Origin of the sequence: Idiomarina piscisalsi (assembly GCF_002211765.1) — a bacterium.
In the GTDB taxonomy this organism is placed as follows: Bacteria; Pseudomonadota; Gammaproteobacteria; order Enterobacterales; family Alteromonadaceae; genus Idiomarina; species Idiomarina piscisalsi_A.
This window is the reverse complement of sequence record NZ_CP022133.1, coordinates 1,002,693-1,020,742: the sequence shown is the minus strand read 5'-3', so window position 1 is coordinate 1,020,742 and position 18,050 is coordinate 1,002,693. Positions and strand designations below refer to the sequence as shown.

Below are 18,050 nucleotides of genomic sequence, written 5' to 3'. Positions count from 1 at the left end.
CTGGAGGTTAGTGATGAAAAACGTAAAAGCCGCTTTATTCGCAAGTTTAATTCCATTGTCACTGCTGGCGCTGTCTGGTTGTAGTGAGCAAGAAGCCGACAAAGCAGAGTCTGAAGTTGAGAGTAAAATGGAACAGGCTGAGCAAAAAGCAAAGGAAACCATGGACGACGCTCAGGAAAAGTCAGAAGACGCTTGGAATGAAACCAAAGAAACGTCTGAAGATGCCTGGAATAAAACCAAAGAGGAAGCTCAGGAAGCTGGCGACTACGCTGAAGAAAAAGCAGATCAAGCGGGTGACTACATCGATGACTCTATCATCACCACTCGCGTTAAGGCCGTTATTTTTGAGGACGACAACCTCAATAGCATGAATATTAGCGTTGAAACCAATAACGGTATTGTTCAGCTGTCAGGTTTTGTTGAAAGCGACGCTGATATTGATACCGCTGAAAACTTAGCTTCTACCGTCGAGGGCGTGAAAGACATTGAAAACGACCTTCAAGTGAAGAAGTAACGTCGTCACTTAGCGTCAAAAAGAGCGGCAAATTTGCCGCTCTTTTTATTTGTATCAAAGCATTTCAGGCACTAGCAGGAGACTTAAAAGCTTGCTAACTTAAGGTCCAACAACAATAACAAGCAGCCTGTCATGTCTACCAGTTCATTTTCAAACGAGACAATCGAAAGCAGCAGCCTTCCTAAAGCTCGTGAACAACGATTTTTACCGTTAAGTCCAGCCTACGTTAAAGTTAATTTACTTTGCCGCTTACTGCTTTGGCTTGTGATTTTAGTCGCCTTGGTTGTCGTTTACTGGCAGCCTTGGTTTGAACTGCCCAGCCCTATGCAAAAAGCAATTCCCGGCTTACTCATTGCCATTGCTTCATTAGGGCTGTTGCTATCCGTTTACGGCGTTATTGGCGACAAAATAAAAGGCTATGCGTTACGAGAGCATGACTTAAGTTACAAAAGTGGCGTTATTTTTAAGTCCATTATCAGTCAGCCCATCTTACGAATACAGCACGTTGAATTAAAACATGGGCCAATCGATCGTCACTTTGGGCTTGCCTCTTTAGAGGTATTCAGTGCCGGCGGCGCTATGCATACGTTCGCTATTCCTGGCTTACCCGAAGAAAAAGCCCGCGAACTACGTCAGTATATACTTGAGCACGGTGATATTGCGGCCAATGAATAACGAGCAAATAATGGGTATTAACAATTCGACAGAAGAGTATCGCGATAAATGGCTAAAACTGTCGCCCGTCGCGATTATTTATTTTGCTATTCAGTTTATTAAAAATACCGCCAGTAACTTCGTTTATTTAATTCCGGCATTCGTCATTGGATACCAGAAGCTGGCAGACAACATTATTTCTATTATTGTTGGTGTCATCGGGATTTTGGTGTTTATTGCTGTTAGTGCGTTGGTTAAATTTTACTTTTATCAATACCGAATTACCGGACAGCGAGCACAAATTCACTCAGGGGTTTTTCAAAAGAAGCACATAGATTTACCCTTTGAGCGCATTCAAAACATTCGCTTTGAGCAGCCTATTTATTACCGTTTTACTGATCACGTCTGCATGCTGCTCGACACTGCTGGTTCGAGTAAGGCGGAAGCAAAAATCATCGCCCTTCCCAAGCCCGTCGCCGAAGCGCTTAAACAAGAAATACTGCTGTTTAAAGATCACAAGACCAACACTGAAGATCATCCAGAACCCGAACAAAAGCAAGAAGATCGAGAAACAGTTCTTAATACTCGTTCAGTAAGAGATCTCGTTATTCACGGCCTAGCAAGCAACCGTATTTGGATTGTCTTAGGGGCATTAGCGCCCTTTTTTAATTCGATTTCTGAACAAGTGATTGAGGGAATAGAAAGCTTCGGCGTCGATCTGGAAGCACTTATGTCCTCCACCCAATACGCTATGTGGCAATACATCCTGGTTATAGCCTCGGCCACCTTCGTTATTATTGCGCTACTAGCGCTAGTTTCTGTCATTGGTTCGGTCATTACCTTTTACGATTTTCGCTTAACTCGATCCGGCGACCGCTACATTCGGAGAAACGGTCTATTTACCCGCCATGAAGTGGCAATGCGACTGCGCCGACTACAGATGATCGTGTACCAACAAAACTGGCTTGATCGTCTGCTACAGCGTGTGAACCTGAAATTCGAACAACTCAATGCCAGTATTGAACGTTACAGCGCTTCGACGACCGGCGGAAAAATCATGGTGCCTTCAGTGACTCTGAAAGAAGCAGAGGGACTGGCCGCAAACGCTTGGCCAAAGCACCAAATGGGCACTATTAATTTTCACCCGATAAGCAAACGGCTTATGGCTCGTAATCTATTAATCGCCTTTTGGTTGTTGATTGTACCCTCCATTACCTTTAGCTACTTTGGTTACTACGAAGTGTCACTTGGCTTGGGTGGCCTGTTTTTACTCCTTATTCCTCTTATTGCTCTACGTTGGAAGCGCTGGGGCTATGCAAACGATGGTCAGTTTATTTACATTCGCAAAGGTCTCATTGGGGTTAATTATCGCTGCTTCCCCATTCACAAAGTTCAACAAACCTCGTTTTACCAAAGCTGGTTTATGCGGCGTTTCAAATTGTGCACTGTCGGCTTTGTGCTCGCTTGTGGTGGACAATCCATTCCTTTTATTAAAGAAATCTCTGGTGACACATTAATTGACGAAACGTTACATCAGGTTGAGTCATTGAAAAAATCCTGGATGTAAAACACGGCCTGTTTTTTGTTAGAGTACCAGGTACTAATGACAACAACTGGGTCAGATTTTATGGAGCTGCCTTTCTCACAAGCTTGTGAAAACAATAAAAAGCCAATACTTGATGTTCTGACAGTCGCTTTTGCTAAGGCTGCACATGTTTTGGAGGTAGGCAGTGGCACCGGACAACATGCGGTGTACTTCGCTAGACAACTCCCTCATATAGAATGGCAGGCAAGTGACCAACCGGCCTATTTATCGGGCGTAAAAGCCCGAATTTTAAAGGAAGGGGTACCAAGCCAGCCTTTGCCGGTTGAGTTCGATGTGTTTCAGTCAGCCCCTGATGGTCAGTTCGATGCTTTATTTACCGCCAATACCTGCCACATTATGCCTAAAGAAGGAGTGAAAGCACTGTTTGAGCATTTGGGAAACAGCCTTAAGTCGGTAAAGCGTTTATGCATTTATGGACCATTCAATGACAACGGTCAGTTTACCAGTGAAAGTAACCGCTCATTTGATGAATCATTAAAAGCGCGTGACAGCCAAATGGGAATACGTGATAAACAATGGATTGCAAAGCTTGCCGGACAACAGGGGTTTAGCTTGAAGAGCACCCATGCTATGCCGGCAAACAATCAAATTCTGGAGTTTCAGCGTTAAACGTTACCGCTGAAGCTTATTTGGTATTGGGGACAATTCGCAGCTCAACGCGGCGATTGAGTTGACGTCCGCTTTCTGTGTCATTGTCTGCTATTGGCTGACTTTCACCATACCCTTCGGTTGTCACCCGACGAGTGTCAACGCCATTACCCACTAAATGGTTACGCACCGCGTTAGCCCGGTTTAACGACAACTGCTGATTATATTCAGCGGTGCCTGTACTGTCCGTGTGCCCCTGAATAAGCATGGTGGTTTTTTCATACTTTTTCAGCACTCGAGCAACGTCGTCTAAAACCGGGTTGAAGCTCTGCGAGATGGTTGCGCTACCTGTGGCGAAAGTTATGTTACTTGGTAGCTGCAGACGGATATTATCGCCTTCACGTATGACTTTAACGCCGCTGTCAGCCAGCTCTTCCCTAAACTCTTCTTCCTGCTTGTCCATATAGGAACCAATAGCACCACCCGCTAATGCGCCAACTGCCGCCCCCCATACATAACGGCTTTTATCGTGGTCGCCGGTACCTTTACCAAGCAATGCACCAGTTACAGCGCCAATGGTTGCGCCCTTCTGGGTATTACTCATATTTTCACAGCCCACTAAAGCGAGCGAGGTCATTATCGTTAATAACGCTAACTTCTTCATACCGTTTTCCTTTTTAACGCTTTGAGTACTCATAAAATTAGCATTAATTCAGAAATTCGCTAACGCCATTTGCAGTTCTTTTACGCAACCCAGAGCTAGATATTAGGCTTATACTCAAAGCCTTCTTCTGCCTGAGAATCAGAAAACGTTTTTATTTTTTCCTTACGGTTCAGCATGGCATTAACCAGTGAGTTCGGAAACACTTCAATGCCATTATTAAAGTCTTCCACGTTTTGGTTAAAAATACGAATCGCTGCGCCAATGTTTTCCTGTTGGTCGGTAATTTCGCGCATGAGTTTCTGATAGGTTTCTGACGCTTTCAATTCAGGGTAATTTTCAACGGTGACATTTAAGCTTTTTAGTAACTCACCCGTTTTTGCTTCAGCCTGTTCCAGTTTTGTGGTATCAACTTTCCCGCTATCTAAGCCCTGTAGCGCACTGCGAAGCTCGGTGACTTTAGTCAGTGTTCCCTGTTCAAACTCTTTGTAATCTTTTACCTCATCCTCTAAATGCGGAATGATTTTATTCTTCTGGCGCTCTTGCGTAATAACGTTTGCCCAAGCCCGTTCAACGGCATTCGCCCGGTTAATAATGGCGTTATAAATGGCAATAATGGCTATCACCAAAACTACCGCAATACCAACCGCTATCCATATTCCAGTCATTTATTTGCTCCTAAAAATTACTGTCCAATTTAGTCATTACATAATGAACATGACTCAGTGTCGCTCTTAGTTTTTCAAGTTCCTGTTCGCCTTCCAACGCATCAATAAAGGCGTCAAATTCGCTAATTTTTACTCTATTGGGTGTTACAATAAGATCTTTGTCGGCAAATGAAAGACATAAATCGGCCGCGTCATTCACCTCGAAGTTTATTTTCGATAGTACATTGCTAAGTTCTTCAAAGGCGACAACAACCGTCGGCTTCATGGCTTTAGCCGCTTCAATCTCACTAGCAGCGACCACCTTAAACATTTTATTAAAACGGTTAGATGCAGGCTTGTAAGTTGCTTTACCCGCTCCGGGAAGGTTAAAACCAATAACCACAAAATTACGCAGTAAGCCAAAAGGTAAAATCAGACCATAGCGATCATAATGATCGTACTCGCGACGAGTGCGCGTTCTTACCCGGCCGTTACTGTCAGTGTAGGTTTCGGTAACAATACGCTCATCGACGTAATGAAAATGGTAATAGTGATAGTCAAACGAATATTCATCGCCCTGGTAACTGCCTTTAAACAGTTCTTTAATTTCACGGCTGTAGTTGCCTCGGTGAAACTCGCTAAAGCGTTGCTGAAACTGTTGAGCGGTAGCTTTGCCGTTAAAGCTTACCAACGTCAGGTTGTTGTCGAGCAGGCCGTCGCGCTGCAATAAAGCATGAGACACTTTCGACATAAGACGATGAGGATAATAGGCTGTAATACCAGCAAGCACCGTTAACAAGCCACCAACGGCAATAATAATCCAGGTGCTTTGCTGAAAATGCTGTCGCTGGGACCAGTCCCAGTAACCCAATAGCCCGGTCACCAATAATAAGACGGTAAAAATAATCCAATAGACTTTTGTTTTAAGCTGATAACTACCGGGAAAGGATTTGAGCTCAGAAATAACCGCGTCCAACTCTTTCCTGGAGCGGCTTAGCGATACTTTGTTTTTAATACTTTTCAGCAGCGAAATAAGTGCTTTGTTGTTTTTATAGTAGAGCACGGTTGGCAATGTCAATTTGTTTGAATTGGGTAAGAAAGCTTAATGTTTCTTCCTCGCTAGTACCAGCAAAACTTGGAGTTAATGGTAAGCTATCGATAAACCAACGATTATTGTCTGCAGCAGGAGTTTTTATGAAAGCGGTAATTTTAGATAACAGCAGTTTGGGAACTGGTGTTGATTTATCTCCTATTGAAAATCAAGTCGACGAGCTCGATTGCTATTCGTTGACCTCGCCCGGGCACGTCGATCAGCGCATTCAAGATGCCGACATTGTTATTACCAATAAAGTGGTTCTGAATGAAGACAGTTTAAAACAGGCAAAACGGCTGAAACTGGTTTGTGTTCTGGCTACCGGGATGAACAATATCGACTTAAAAGCGGCTGAAAAGTTGGGTATTCCGGTAAAAAACGTTGAAGCGTACGGCACACCTAGTGTGGTGCAGCATACATTAATGATGATGCTGTCATTGGCAACTAAAATGCCCGTAATGCAGCAACGGATGGCTGCAGGCGAGTGGCAAACGTCACCATTATTTACCCTGCTTGACCCCCCTACCTATCAATTAGAAGGTAAGCACTTAGTCATTGTTGGTTCGGGCGAGCTTGGGCAGGCAGTGAAGAAGCAGGCTGAAGCACTGGGAATGCGTGTCACCTTTAGTGCACGCCCTGGTAAAGCAGACGGCTCACGCCCAAGCTTTGACGAACTGTTACCTCAAGCGGACGTTATTTCTTTCCATTGCCCGCTAACGGATGACACGAAAGGTTTGCTTAACCGCAACAATATCAAACATTGCCAGCCTCACACTTTAGTCATTAACAATGCCCGAGGTGGCGTAGCTAATGAGGAAGATGTTTTAGATGCGCTTCGCAATGAAAACATTGGCGGCTATGCAACCGATGTTCTGCCACAAGAACCGCCAAAAGATGGCCACCCGTTACTTGATGCACTAAATGAACCACTGAACTTGATTGTTACACCACATAACGCCTGGACTTCACCAGAAGCGAGACAACGCATTATTGAGTTAACTGCCGAAAATATCCAAACGTTAAAGTAACCAAGCTCTTATTCTAGACTGAGGGCTAATTTGCACCAGCTCGCAATTTAGTCCTTTTCTTTGTAAAAGTGCCAAACACCACCGGCAATATGTAAAGTAACCAGCACTGGTAATACATACGTACCTAATACTTTATGTATTTCTTCTGAGGGCTCATGCAGCCATGGCAATCCACTTAAGTCCATGGATACGCTGAACCATCCAAATACCGATAAAGGATCATTTTCGGTAAACAGATAAAGAGGCCCTGTTACAATTAAGACCAACATAGTTAGTAATAAAGCATAATGAAGATATCTGACGAGTTTGTCTTTTACCGTTGTGGTTGACTCAGGAAAACCTTGATAAAAGCGCAAAACAATACGCCAGGCAACAATAAAGAAAACAAAAAAACCAACACCAATATGAGCGGCTTCGGAATAGTGTTTAACCTCTCTGGAGTCAGCAAACACCATCATAAAACCAAGTGTCAGTATGGTAAAAATTGATAACGCCCCAAGCCAATGAAGTGTGCGCGATAATGGTGTGTATTTACTGTTCATACGTTACTCCTTACGTTTCTTCACGCCAGAGTAAACACGAATTCTTAAGCGAGCATTAAAAGATGAGTGAAGACGGTTTATTACTCTCCTTCTTTATGATGTCGATCAACTTTTACGATGAAATCGCCATCTTGATGCTCGAATGTCAGTATTAAACCGAGCTGCCGAGCCAGGTTACTTACGATACTTAAGCCGAGCCCAGAGCCTCGTTCACGCAACTGTCCCCCGCGATAAAAACGTTCAGTGAGGCGTTGAACATCAATATGATGTGTCGCTTCTACCGAATTTCGAATGACAAACGCAGAGCCATCAAAGGCAATATCTACTGTTGATGCCGGTCGGGCATATTTAATCGCGTTATCAACCAAATTGCTGAATAATACCGCCAGATAACTTTCTTCAGAGCGCCAGTCAACGGTATCAGGCAAATTCACCTCTAGCGACAACTGCAGGACTTCTGCTTTTGGATAATAGTCAGAAATTACTTGCCGAATAACCGCCGCAGCATTCACTTGTCGCCACTGTTCAGGAGGAAGCTCTGTTTTTGATAACAATAGTAAACTTTCAACCAGACTCACCAGTCGCTCAGTACTTTCCAGTAGCGACTGGAGCTCAGACTTTTGCTGATCGGTCGTCGCTTTGACTATCTGATTTTGTAACTGAGCCTTCAGGCTTGCCAGCGGCGTTCGTAGTTCGTGTGCTGCATCGGCAGAAAACTGCTTTTCCCGTAAGAATGTTTGCTCAATGCGATGTAAATAATGGTTCAGTGCAGTTTTAACTAACGCGACCTCTTCAGTATCGTTGGACTCTGAAAACGGTCGGTAGTCGTCTGAGCGTTTGCGTCTAAGTGCTCCGGCTAACCGTCTGAAGCTCGCGAAGTTGCGATTTATTGTCCACCAGCCTAGCCACAGCATCAATGGTAATAGTGTGATAATAGGTATCACGGTATCAACCGTCAGATCATTGCGAATTTCAGAGCGGAATTCATCCTGCTGCAACAGCAAAATGCGGTAATCGCCTGCAGCCGAATATAAACCGAAGCTATGCCACAGCTCGTTATTGATCATTTTAACCGCAAAGCCTTCGTTAAAGGTAATCACTGACGGATCCAGCGAGCCTTCTGTTTGCAATAGACTCTCACCAGAGGTGGTTTCGATACGATAAGAGAGTTTGTCCTCATATGAATGTGCATTAATACGACTAATGGTAATGTCGCGATCCGCGTACTCATTATTTTGGGGTAAAAGTGCAAGCAAGGTTTTCGCCTGCTGCACCATTTCAGCGTCAAACAACTCATCGACTTCATGACTGATTTCGGCATAAATCCACGTGGCAGAGACGGCCGAACTCAATAAATAGACAGCCGATACCGCAACCAGAATGCGCCGACGTATGGAGTTTAGTTTTGTTCTTATACGGCTAATTATTTGCATGCCAGGCGATACCCTACCCCTCTAATGGTCTGAATCCACTCCTTATTGCCGAGTTTCTTTCGCAGATTATGTACATGCACTTCCAACGCATTGCTTTCCACTTGCTGTTCGTTACGAAACACCACTTGCTCTAACTTATCACGGCTATGCACACGTCCCGGTGACGTCATTAACGCGCGTAACAGCTCAAATTCACGTCGGGATAAGTTAATCGGCTGTTCATCGACCAAAACCTGAAAGTTAACTTCGTCAAGACGAATAGGTCCAACCACCAGTTCAGCCGACGCCTGTCCGCGCTGACGCCTAACCAACGCGCGCAAGCGCGCAGCCAGCTCATTCATATCGAAAGGCTTAACCATATAGTCATCCGCCCCCAGATCTAACAATTTAACGGTCTCGGAACTATCGTCGCGCGCGGTTAACACCAACACTGGCATCAGCTGACCTTTTTTACGTAACGCAGACAACACTCGGCTACCATCCAAATCGGGTAGCCCGAGGTCCAGTACAACGGCGTCATAAGGCGCCCGCTGACTTTCACTGATAGCAGCCGCTCCGGTCCTTACCCACTGCACCGAAAACTGACGTTCAGACAGGCCAATTTCAACAGCCTGTCCCAACATCCCGTCATCCTCGATTAACAATAGATCCATGCACCCTATACCCCTGTATTACTGTTCACGTTTTATTCTGGCCAAGAGCTGTTCCACTTCTTTCCGCCGAAATTCGTCAGCAAGAGGTCGGTCAGGTCGTGGTGCTGCGGCAAGCGCCTTATTCGCATAGCTTTCCGCTTTTACGTACTCACCCTGTTCAAACCAATAATCAGCGTAAAAGTAATTTGGGTCAATGCCATTAGGGTTAATTGCTAGTGCTTTTTCCAATAGCTCTTCCGCTTTATCATCATCACCAAACCCAAACGGCCAGCCGGGCACTTTATAATATAAGGTACCCAATGACGCATAGGCTGAGCCGCTTAGTGCATTTGGATCGATTTCCAACGCTTTCTCCAGAGACTTTCGCGACTCCTTCGCCAAGCTCAATGCCCCAAGCCCTCCTTTTGCACCCGCGTAGGTACTTTTTACAATACCCAGCCAAATATGTGCGGGCGCGGACTCAGGCTCTTGTTCAACCCACTGTTGGGCATCTGCAACCAATTGCTCAAACGCTTTTTCCTGGGCGTCGTCCTTAAGTGTATAGTTAACAGTGGCCCAGCGTTGTTGCAGATCATGCAGCCGCTGTTGACTGTTAACGCTGGAATAGAGCTCAGCAGAGAAAACGGATAGGCTTAAAAAGCCAGCGATAAAGAATGCGATTACTTTAGTTTTTTTCATGATGATTTTCCTCAATTAATTGATACAACGTATCTCGTGTTTTACGCAAGCTGCGACTGACCAGCTCCGACCACAATCCATTAAGACGAACGAATAGTCGTTCGGGCCAGCCCAACGTTTGTATCTGCTTCTGCCGTTGAATTTGTTTAATTAATTGCAGTGCCACTTGTTGCGGCGGATCTTGCGGTGTCTTCAAGCGTTGGTTTAATTGGCTTAACAAACCTTGATTAAGCGATGTTTTGATAGCACGCGGAGCCGCGTACATAATGCAGGCATCGTGTGCCTTCAATTCACGCTGTAGTGCTTGTGTAAAGCCCCGCAAACCAAATTTGCTGGCGCAGTACAACACTTGCCCCGGAAAGCCGATAGCACCAAACACCGACCCCACATGTAATACCCACCCCTGCTGAACTTTCAGTAACGGAAGTAGTTGGCGGGTCAGTGCGACAGGCGCTGTCAGGTTAGTGGAAATAACTCGCTCTATATCGGTTTCTGTTGCCTCATTAAAGAGGCCCTCATGCGTGACCGCAGCATTATTAATAAGCCCGGTCAATGATGACTCCTGTCGCTGTAGAAACTGAACTAGCCGTTGTCGGTCATCCGCTTGAGTCATATCAGCGACAAACGATGTTTGTTGCAAACGAGTTGCCAGCGCGTCCAGCTTTTCCGCCGAGCGTCCAACCAAGACTACGCGAGCGCCACGTTGACTAAGTGCTTCTGCCAACGCTTCACCAAGCCCACCGGCGGCTCCTGTTAGCACAATCGTTTGTCGAGACCAATCGATGACGTTAACGTTATTTTTCATACAGGTTCCTCAGCCAGTTCAGGCAAGGCGCGGAACATGTCACCATAAAGCCGATAGACATTTTTTGCGGTCCGTATAATCACTCGCTGTGCATTTTCATCGGTCACCTTATTCATCAACTGTTCAAAAAAGTGAACGTGCTCCTGATCAAGGTCTCCGTGCGACAACAAATAGCTGAACGCTGAATCTGGTAGTCCCAGAGCTGCTTTAATTTTTCCCGCAGCTTGTGTCGCCAATTTAACGCTCGTTCCCTCCAGCACATGCGCCATACCAAAAAACGCCGCCGGATGTTCATTATCGATAGCGTGGTAAACTAATGACACCATTGCCTGAGTGGCTGTATGTGGCTGACTATTTTGTACTGCCTGCGCATCACCACCAGCCGCTTGAATATCATTTAAAATCCAACGCTCGTGACCGTACTCTTCATTGATATACTCGATAACCGCTTTACGTAACCATTCATCGGTGAACGAGAGCTTGCTGCCACAGCGCATGAGTAACGGTGTAGTATGCTTTACGTGATGGTAAGCCTGCGTTAAAAATGCACCATAGCGCTCGGCAGTGATGTCGCCTTGTAACGCTTGTTGGATGGCCGGTGCGCTCAATAGATAATGCTGTTCGCTTTGAGTTTGTTCACATAACGTATTAAAAAATTTCATCATTTACCTCGTTAGTCGATGCGGGATCTTTCAATTCAAAAAACGCTTGGATAGCCTGACGCCGCAATCGTCCGGTTCCAGTTAATAAGCCATTGCTTACCGTAAAAGGTTCGGTCATTACGATATATCGCTGAATACACGCATAGTCCGGCAACTGTGTATTCACCTGACTAACCGCAGTATCAGCCTGTGCGGTGGTTGTGGAGGGCATTAGTACTAATAAAGCGGTCAAAGGTGTTTGTTCATCACCTAGGACGGCTGCCTGTGCAATACAGGGCTGACTGCAAAGTTCTGATTCAACCCATTCAGGATCAATATTGCGGCCGTACTCCGTCACGATAATGTTCTTACGGCGTCCTAAAATAATCAGGCGTCCCTTATCATCCAGAGCCCCGAGATCACCAGTATGAATTTGTGCAGGAAACCAACTGCTTCTATCATCCCAGTACCCCAGCATGGCATTGCCTTGCACGACAACCTCGCCATTCTCAAACGAAACCCGTGCATGCTTTAGCGGCGGTCCAACTGTGCCAGGTTCGCTATTTGAAGGCGCATTGAGCGCTACCACAGAGCCGAATTCCGACAAGCCATACCCCTGAACAATAGGTAGTTTCAGCGCCAGAGCCCGTTCTTCCAATGTGTCGCTTAAGCGGGCTCCGCCAACGGCCAGTAATTTGAATTGTCGGGCATTGATAAGTCCGCGCTCCACACCAGTAACTAATACGTCCAACAACGCTGGTGTCAGAATCAAACTGTCGGGTTGATACTGAGTCAGTGCGGTAAAAAACGGATTGAACTGCAACGACGACGAACCTTGTAACCCAAGTGTTTCACTTCTCAGCAGCACGACCTCTGCGCCGAGCCATAACGCCAGGTAAACACCCGCCACATTTTCCAGCAACACCGACAGCGGCATAATAGCCATGTGTCGCTTTACGCAAGAACCGGCAACCCGCTCAGCTAATGCAGCTACCGTAATCAGTTGGTTATCAACGGATAAACAAACGCCTTTGGGTTCGCCGGTACTGCCAGACGTAAAGGTCACTTTTGCGGTTCCTGACGGTAACGGCTTATTTGCACTCACTTTCGTCTGCAAATAAGTTTGCTGTTGCTGACCAAAAAATGGCGGCACCGGAATGCATACTTTGTCGGCCAGCATCAACGCTAAATCTTCTATTACCCAAGTTACCGGGGCAGTTTCCTTCAATAAAAAGAGTCGCTGAGGTTGTTGGCGCAATTGCTCCGCCCGTTGCTCAACGGATTGCAGCAGCTCTGAGTAGCTGAGTTGTCTTCGTTCTGAGCGAATAGCAATCGCTTCAGGGTTCGTATTGGCGTGCGCTTGTAGACGTTCAAAGAACACGTTCATATCGCAACCTCTCGCTGCTGAGACAACACGTACTGGCAGGATGTAGTCATTTGCTCAAAGACGTTCCCGTCCGTTAACCAGCCAGCAAGCACCGTCGGTTGGTGCTGATAATAGTTGCCCCAAAGATCACGCACCGATTCAGGCAATGCACTTTTATGTGCCGTTTCTAATTCAGTTAACGCAACGCCTATGCGACGAAAATATTTTTGCAGAGCTCGGGTCGCTGTAAAAATAACCACATCACGACCTTTATCGTCCAATAACCGCACAACAGCTCGAAATAAATGTGGCAAGTACGTCGGAGTTAACGCCGCCATAGAACCAACTTCAGCCAGGTTTTCTGATTGAGGCAGCGGTTTGTCGCTAACACGATAGTTCTCTAAAGGCTGGGTTAGGTAAGCTTGGGAGAATAGAGCTTGTTCGTCGGCTAATTGCACCCCGCACGCAGCCACTAATCGACTCTCTTCAAATACAGCAATCAATAAACGGGGCAATGTGCGCAAGCAGGCATGGAAGTTTAACCAATAGCGTTCACAAATAAACGTTTCAACCTGTTCGCGTAGCGGATGTTCAGGCAGGATCCAACAGTGATGCATATCTACTCCTTAAGTCAGCCAGCTGGCTGCAACAGCGTCAATGCAGTCACTTTATTAATAAAGACTTAAGGAAAACTTAAATTGATCTCCGGAATGATGGTTTGCGCAGACCGTTAAAAGTTCCAATTTTTATTCCATTAAAAAAATAAAATCGTTACCCAGGTAACCATTAACAGTATCAATGCAAAGAAAACAGCAGCTGAAGCAATGTCCTTGGCACGCCCGCTGAGCTCATGGAATTCTGCTCCGATTCGATCAACAACAGCTTCTACTGCGGAATTTAGTAATTCAGTAATCACCAAAATAAATAAACTCGTAATAAGCAGTAAGCGCTCTACAATCGAAGCCTCAACCAACAATGCCACCGGAACCAATACCGCACAAAGCAGTGCCTCCTGGCGAAAGGCTGCTTCATAACGCCAGACTACTTTTATTCCGCGCAACGAGTTAAACGTTGCTTTCCAAATGCGCATCATACCGGTATAGCCTGGTTTCATTGTTTTTCCTTTCCTGCAATTGATAAATTAAACAGACAGAGTTTATTAAATCAATCTTAAGCTTAACTTAAGAAATAATTGTTAGCGTCTTCACAAAGAATGAACTACCGGAAGAACTAACACTCATGCCTGCAGAAAGATCACAGAATACGTTATGGCAAACACTGGCGCTTTTTAAGCCGCTATTGTACTTTTTTCTGCTAGCGCTGGCGTTGCTGAGCAGTTCCCGATTAATGCTGGCGTGGCTCTACTCCGATAGAGTTGACAACGCTATTAGCTGGTTTGACTTTATATTGCTGGGCATTCGAGCAGATGTCGTCCAAATCGGCTATTTTGTTCTCATTCCACTGTTGCTGTTATCGCCTATGGCGTTCGCACTGCATAAGCCACTAATGCAGCTGTGGTGGCGACGTATATGGATCGTATGGAGTCTCATTTGTGTCGTCGTATTCTGGTTTATGGAAATTTCTACACCGGCATTTTTAGCACAATACGATACTCGTCCAAACCGATTGTTCTTTGAGTATCTTGCCTACCCTAAAGAGGTATTTTCAACTTTAATTAACGGGTTTGCAGGTTGGTTATTTATTGGCATCGCCTCTACGACAATCGTTATTTTTGTTGCGTACCGTTGGTATAAAAGAACCGATAACCGTTTTAACACTCGAACGATAAAACGTCGCTATCTTATCGGTGTCATACCGATCTTAATAATTTGCACGCTGTTTGGTATACGTTCAACACTCGCGCACCGACCCGCTAATCCGGCATTTTTTGCTGTCACCTCCGATGCCATGGTGAATTCATTGATTTTAAACTCCACCTATACGTTGGAGTACGCACTCTGCAACCTTAAGCACGAAGCACAAGCCAATCGTGTCTATGGCTCGCTCAGTAATGACAAAGTCATTAGCGAGATTCGGCAAACTGAATATTTAAGAAACACTGAATTCCCGTATGACAACTACCCGACTGTTCATTACCAACAGGCGTCAGTTAGCCGCTCCCAACCGCTGAACATTGTTATCATTCTGGAAGAAAGTTTGGGAGCAACTTTTGTTGAGTCACTGGGGGGCAAGCCGTTAACGCCTAATCTTGAACACCTAAAAAGCCAGGGTTGGTGGTTCGAGAGCCTGTACTCTACTGGAATACGCTCAGTTCGCGGTATCGAAGCAGTTGTTTCCGGTTTTCTACCAACGCGGGCTCGTTCTACGGTTAAGCTGTCCGGCTCTCAACGGCAGTTTTTCACGCTTGCAGACGTTCTAGGTCGTCAGGGTTACCACACCGAGTTTATTTATGGTGGCCAGGCGCACTTCGACAATATGGCGAGTTTCTTTGTCGGCAATGGCTTTCAGTCCGTCACCGATCAGGACGATTACGAAAACCCTCGCTTCGTTGGCAGCTGGGGAGTCAGCGATCAAGATTTATTCGACAAGTTACACCAACGATTAGTGAATACAGACGCTTCCACACCACAGTTTACGTTGGCATTTACCTCATCGAATCACGAGCCATTCGAATTCCCTGACGGGGAAATAAACTTGTCCGAGCAACCGAAACAAACTGTTCACAATGCGGTTAAGTATGCGGATCATGCACTCGGTGAGTTTTTCGCCAAGGCAAAAAAAAGTGACTACTGGCATAATACACTATTTCTAGTGGTCGCTGACCACGACACCCGCGTTTATGGCGAAGAACTTGTTCCGGTGCAAAAGTTTCATATTCCGGGATTAATTTTGGGCGCTGATATTCAACCAAAAACAGTATCTACAATTACCAGCCAAATTGATTTGGCTCCGACCTTGCTTTCTTTAGCCGGCACTTCCGCCTATGTTCCAACTATCGGGCAGGACTTGAGTCAATCAGATGTTAAACCGGCTAATCGAGCCATGATGCAATTTGAGGACAATTATGGCTGGTTGCAAGGCAGTAAAGACGGGCAAATATTGACGGTACTTCAAGTCAAGAAACCCGCAGAGCAGTTTCTCTACTCCCCGGCACAGAACGAGCTCACGCCACTCCGTAAAAATTTGAGCGAAAAGCACCTACGCAAAGTGGTTGCACATGCCATGCTACCGTCTATTCTCTATCAGGGGCGCTCGTATTATGTCCCCTTACAGAACTAAGACTCCACACATACGCAATTCCGACCGGCTTTTTTCGCTTCGTATAACTGCCGGTCAGCCCGTCTAATCGCATCAGCCGCTGACTCATCTGAATGAATAGTAGCCGCCCCCATACTTATTGTCAGTATCGACAACTCAGCTGTCTTAAAGTCATGAGGAATGGCCAAAGTCATCACCGCTTCACGCAGCTCATTCAACTTTTTATCAATAGATTCAGCTGCGGGGATAATAATAGCAAGCTCTTCTCCCCCATACCGATAGACTTTCAGTGGCGTTCTTTCAAGTAGACAGTCGGCTATTTTTTTCAATGCTCTGTCGCCAGCCTCATGTCCGTAGTTATCGTTATAGGGCTTAAACTCGTCTATGTCTGCCATCATTAAATAATAAGGCTTTCTTGATTCAATCGCAGCTTCCAGATCACGATCAAACGCCCTGCGATTGAACAGCCCTGTTAGCCCATCCATGTGCGCCAGCGCGTCAAGTTGCCTGTTTGCTTCGGCCAACTCCTCCGTACGAGCCTCAACCTGCTGCTCCAAGTCATTTTGAGCGGCAATGAATCGTGAGGCCATTGTTTTAAAAGCATCCAAAGCCTGTTTGACCTCACCACGCGCTTCTATTGATGCGGCACGGTGAGACAAAGCTTCTTGATAGTTTCGCTGACCCATAAGTGATGCCACAGTAGCAACTTCATGCAATGGCTTGGAGACTTCTCGCTGGATCAGCCAATAGGTCATCAACAATGTCATTATCACTAAACCAACACCCGCGGCAACCAGTTGAAGCGGTAAAATGATAGCCTGCTTGCGTATTTCCTCAAGCGGATAAGCGGTTATGTGCCACCAATCAGGGCCAGCTATTTTATCAATAATAAGCAATTGATCATCTACTGCATTTTCCAACGTTATAGAGGTGTCATTAAGCTCTGCCTCCATCACCAGATGACTCAACTGTTGATACAAAGGCTCATCATAAGTTTGTGAAGTCAGCGTTGAGCGCTCAATGATTGAATCCTGAGACAAGTTGGATGCTGCAATTAAGTCTCCCTTTGTATTCAAAACAATGTGTTCTGATTTAGGTCTCTTTTTCTGTGTTAAATCACTCAGCAAACTGCCTAACGCAACATCAAAGCTCGCATTCGCTAAATGCTGTCCATTTAAGTCTATCGGTTTTTGGTAGGTAATCGTCCAGACATCGGCAGAGAGGTCGTAATACAACCCTGTCCAGTTTGGCTTCCGCTCAGGATTCTTACTTCGCAATGTCGATTTAACCACCGAGAAGTCGGTTATAATCAAGTCTTTGTCAGCCAGCAATCCCCACGGAGACTCTTTTGAGTACATCAAAAGAATGTTTTCAGGCATTGAAAAGTGCGTGTTCGCAACATCCTTTTGCCATGCCGGGGCAAGCTCGTTTAACGTAAACTGCGCAGCAATCACACGTGATTTTAATTCATCATTTATGGGTTTCTCTCGAGGTCCAAGAAAGGCACTTAACGATTCAAAGTAGTCCCCATTAAACGATACCCCCGGTTAAAAGCCGGCTTTAGCCGAAAAACACCCGGCGATGTCTCCTGATACCATTGATTAAACCACTCATTGGTGGATTCGTTACTTTTCATCAGTTGATATTGAGAAAGAAACTCTTCCGCTAAAATATTCGCGTTACTTTCAATACGCTTGAATAAGGCCTGGTTGCGTTCAAGCGTTGGAGATAAGTCTTGTTGCAGCAGGTGTATTACCCGTTCCCGAGCATTACTATAAGTTGTCAGGAACGTAATTGCAGAAGCAATAACGACAAGGGAAATTGCCCAGATACTGATTTTGACCAATAGAGCTGTCGTCAGCTTTTCATGCCGCCGCAGCCGGCGATCGTCTTTTCGTCTTTCCAAAATAATCAACCGTTGT

Annotated in this window: 20 protein-coding genes; 6 read left to right on the top strand and 14 right to left on the bottom strand. The window is 45.6% G+C overall.

Going from position 1 to position 18,050, the window contains the following annotated elements; translation table 11 throughout:
* Nucleotides 1-13: 13 nt before the first annotated feature.
* The 4 genes from CEW91_RS04930 (at nt 14) to CEW91_RS04915 (ending at nt 3,383) form a co-directional block, all read left to right on the top strand.
* Nucleotides 14-514, top strand: a complete 501-nt coding sequence (locus CEW91_RS04930) for a BON domain-containing protein (protein WP_088767921.1) — start codon at nt 14-16, stop codon at nt 512-514.
* A 132-nt stretch (nt 515-646) separates the two neighbouring features.
* Nucleotides 647-1,189, top strand: coding sequence for a PH domain-containing protein (locus tag CEW91_RS04925; protein ID WP_088767920.1), 543 nt, complete (start codon nt 647-649; stop codon nt 1,187-1,189).
* A 10-nt stretch (nt 1,190-1,199) separates the two neighbouring features.
* Nucleotides 1,200-2,735, top strand: coding sequence for a PH domain-containing protein (locus tag CEW91_RS04920; RefSeq protein ID WP_088769361.1), 1,536 nt, complete (start codon nt 1,200-1,202; stop codon nt 2,733-2,735).
* Nucleotides 2,736-2,771: 36 nt separating this feature from the next.
* Nucleotides 2,772-3,383, top strand: a complete 612-nt coding sequence (locus CEW91_RS04915) for a DUF938 domain-containing protein (RefSeq protein ID WP_232507033.1) — start codon at nt 2,772-2,774, stop codon at nt 3,381-3,383.
* Between the two features lie 16 nt (nt 3,384-3,399).
* Here CEW91_RS04915 and CEW91_RS04910 read toward each other — a convergent pair whose 3' ends face one another.
* The 3 genes from CEW91_RS04910 to CEW91_RS04900 form a co-directional block, all read right to left on the bottom strand.
* Nucleotides 3,400-4,026, bottom strand: coding sequence for an OmpA family protein (locus CEW91_RS04910; protein WP_088767919.1), 627 nt, complete (start codon nt 4,024-4,026; stop codon nt 3,400-3,402).
* Between the two features lie 95 nt (nt 4,027-4,121).
* Nucleotides 4,122-4,691 carry a LemA family protein gene (locus CEW91_RS04905; protein ID WP_088767918.1) on the bottom strand — a complete coding sequence of 190 codons (570 nt, stop codon included), beginning with the start codon at nt 4,689-4,691 and terminating at the stop codon, nt 4,122-4,124.
* Between the two features lie 10 nt (nt 4,692-4,701).
* Nucleotides 4,702-5,733 (bottom strand): hypothetical protein, encoded by a 1,032-nt coding sequence (locus tag CEW91_RS04900; RefSeq protein WP_232507046.1) that lies wholly within the window; start codon nt 5,731-5,733, stop codon nt 4,702-4,704.
* Nucleotides 5,734-5,864: 131 nt separating this feature from the next.
* Here CEW91_RS04900 and CEW91_RS04895 point away from each other — a divergent pair, with 131 nt between their 5' ends.
* A complete protein-coding gene (locus CEW91_RS04895; RefSeq protein ID WP_088767917.1) occupies nt 5,865-6,791 on the top strand; it encodes a D-2-hydroxyacid dehydrogenase in 927 nt (308 codons plus the stop codon).
* Nucleotides 6,792-6,838: 47 nt separating this feature from the next.
* Here the strand turns inward: CEW91_RS04895 and CEW91_RS04890 are convergent, their stop codons facing one another.
* The 9 genes from CEW91_RS04890 to CEW91_RS04850 all read right to left on the bottom strand — a co-directional run bounded on the left by CEW91_RS04890 (nt 6,839) and on the right by CEW91_RS04850 (nt 14,023).
* Nucleotides 6,839-7,333: a cytochrome b gene (locus CEW91_RS04890; protein ID WP_088767916.1), complete on the bottom strand. Its 495-nt coding sequence runs from the start codon at nt 7,331-7,333 to the stop codon at nt 6,839-6,841.
* A gap of 80 nt (nt 7,334-7,413) precedes the next feature.
* Nucleotides 7,414-8,766 carry a histidine kinase dimerization/phospho-acceptor domain-containing protein gene (locus CEW91_RS04885; protein ID WP_232507032.1) on the bottom strand — a complete coding sequence of 451 codons (1,353 nt, stop codon included), beginning with the start codon at nt 8,764-8,766 and terminating at the stop codon, nt 7,414-7,416.
* Nucleotides 8,757-9,419: a response regulator gene (locus CEW91_RS04880; RefSeq protein ID WP_088767915.1), complete on the bottom strand. Its 663-nt coding sequence runs from the start codon at nt 9,417-9,419 to the stop codon at nt 8,757-8,759. The genes CEW91_RS04885 and CEW91_RS04880 overlap by 10 nt, the downstream gene beginning before the upstream one ends.
* 18 nt (nt 9,420-9,437) lie before the next feature.
* On the bottom strand, nt 9,438-10,097 hold the full coding sequence (locus CEW91_RS04875; protein WP_198400889.1) for a tetratricopeptide repeat protein: 660 nt from the start codon (nt 10,095-10,097) through the stop codon (nt 9,438-9,440).
* Nucleotides 10,084-10,902, bottom strand: coding sequence for an SDR family oxidoreductase (locus CEW91_RS04870; RefSeq protein WP_088767914.1), 819 nt, complete (start codon nt 10,900-10,902; stop codon nt 10,084-10,086). Before CEW91_RS04870 ends, CEW91_RS04875 begins: the two co-directional genes overlap by 14 nt.
* Nucleotides 10,899-11,567: a TenA family transcriptional regulator gene (locus CEW91_RS04865; RefSeq protein WP_198400888.1), complete on the bottom strand. Its 669-nt coding sequence runs from the start codon at nt 11,565-11,567 to the stop codon at nt 10,899-10,901. The genes CEW91_RS04870 and CEW91_RS04865 overlap by 4 nt, the downstream gene beginning before the upstream one ends.
* Nucleotides 11,551-12,930, bottom strand: a complete 1,380-nt coding sequence (locus CEW91_RS04860) for an AMP-binding protein (RefSeq protein WP_088767912.1) — start codon at nt 12,928-12,930, stop codon at nt 11,551-11,553. The genes CEW91_RS04865 and CEW91_RS04860 overlap by 17 nt, the downstream gene beginning before the upstream one ends.
* Nucleotides 12,927-13,526 carry a thermostable hemolysin gene (locus CEW91_RS04855; protein ID WP_088767911.1) on the bottom strand — a complete coding sequence of 200 codons (600 nt, stop codon included), beginning with the start codon at nt 13,524-13,526 and terminating at the stop codon, nt 12,927-12,929. Before CEW91_RS04855 ends, CEW91_RS04860 begins: the two co-directional genes overlap by 4 nt.
* Nucleotides 13,527-13,663: 137 nt before the next feature.
* On the bottom strand, nt 13,664-14,023 hold the full coding sequence (locus CEW91_RS04850) for a diacylglycerol kinase (protein WP_088767910.1): 360 nt from the start codon (nt 14,021-14,023) through the stop codon (nt 13,664-13,666).
* Between the two features lie 125 nt (nt 14,024-14,148).
* On the opposite strand from CEW91_RS04850, the gene CEW91_RS04845 reads away from it, so the two are divergent.
* Nucleotides 14,149-16,149 carry an LTA synthase family protein gene (locus CEW91_RS04845; RefSeq protein WP_088767909.1) on the top strand — a complete coding sequence of 667 codons (2,001 nt, stop codon included), beginning with the start codon at nt 14,149-14,151 and terminating at the stop codon, nt 16,147-16,149.
* Here the strand turns inward: CEW91_RS04845 and CEW91_RS04840 are convergent.
* Nucleotides 16,146-17,582 carry a GGDEF domain-containing protein gene (locus CEW91_RS04840; protein ID WP_198400887.1) on the bottom strand — a complete coding sequence of 479 codons (1,437 nt, stop codon included), beginning with the start codon at nt 17,580-17,582 and terminating at the stop codon, nt 16,146-16,148. The genes CEW91_RS04845 and CEW91_RS04840 overlap by 4 nt on opposite strands.
* A 53-nt stretch (nt 17,583-17,635) precedes the next feature.
* Nucleotides 17,636-18,034 (bottom strand): hypothetical protein, encoded by a 399-nt coding sequence (locus tag CEW91_RS12350; protein WP_198400886.1) that lies wholly within the window; start codon nt 18,032-18,034, stop codon nt 17,636-17,638.
* Nucleotides 18,035-18,050 lie beyond the last annotated feature (16 nt).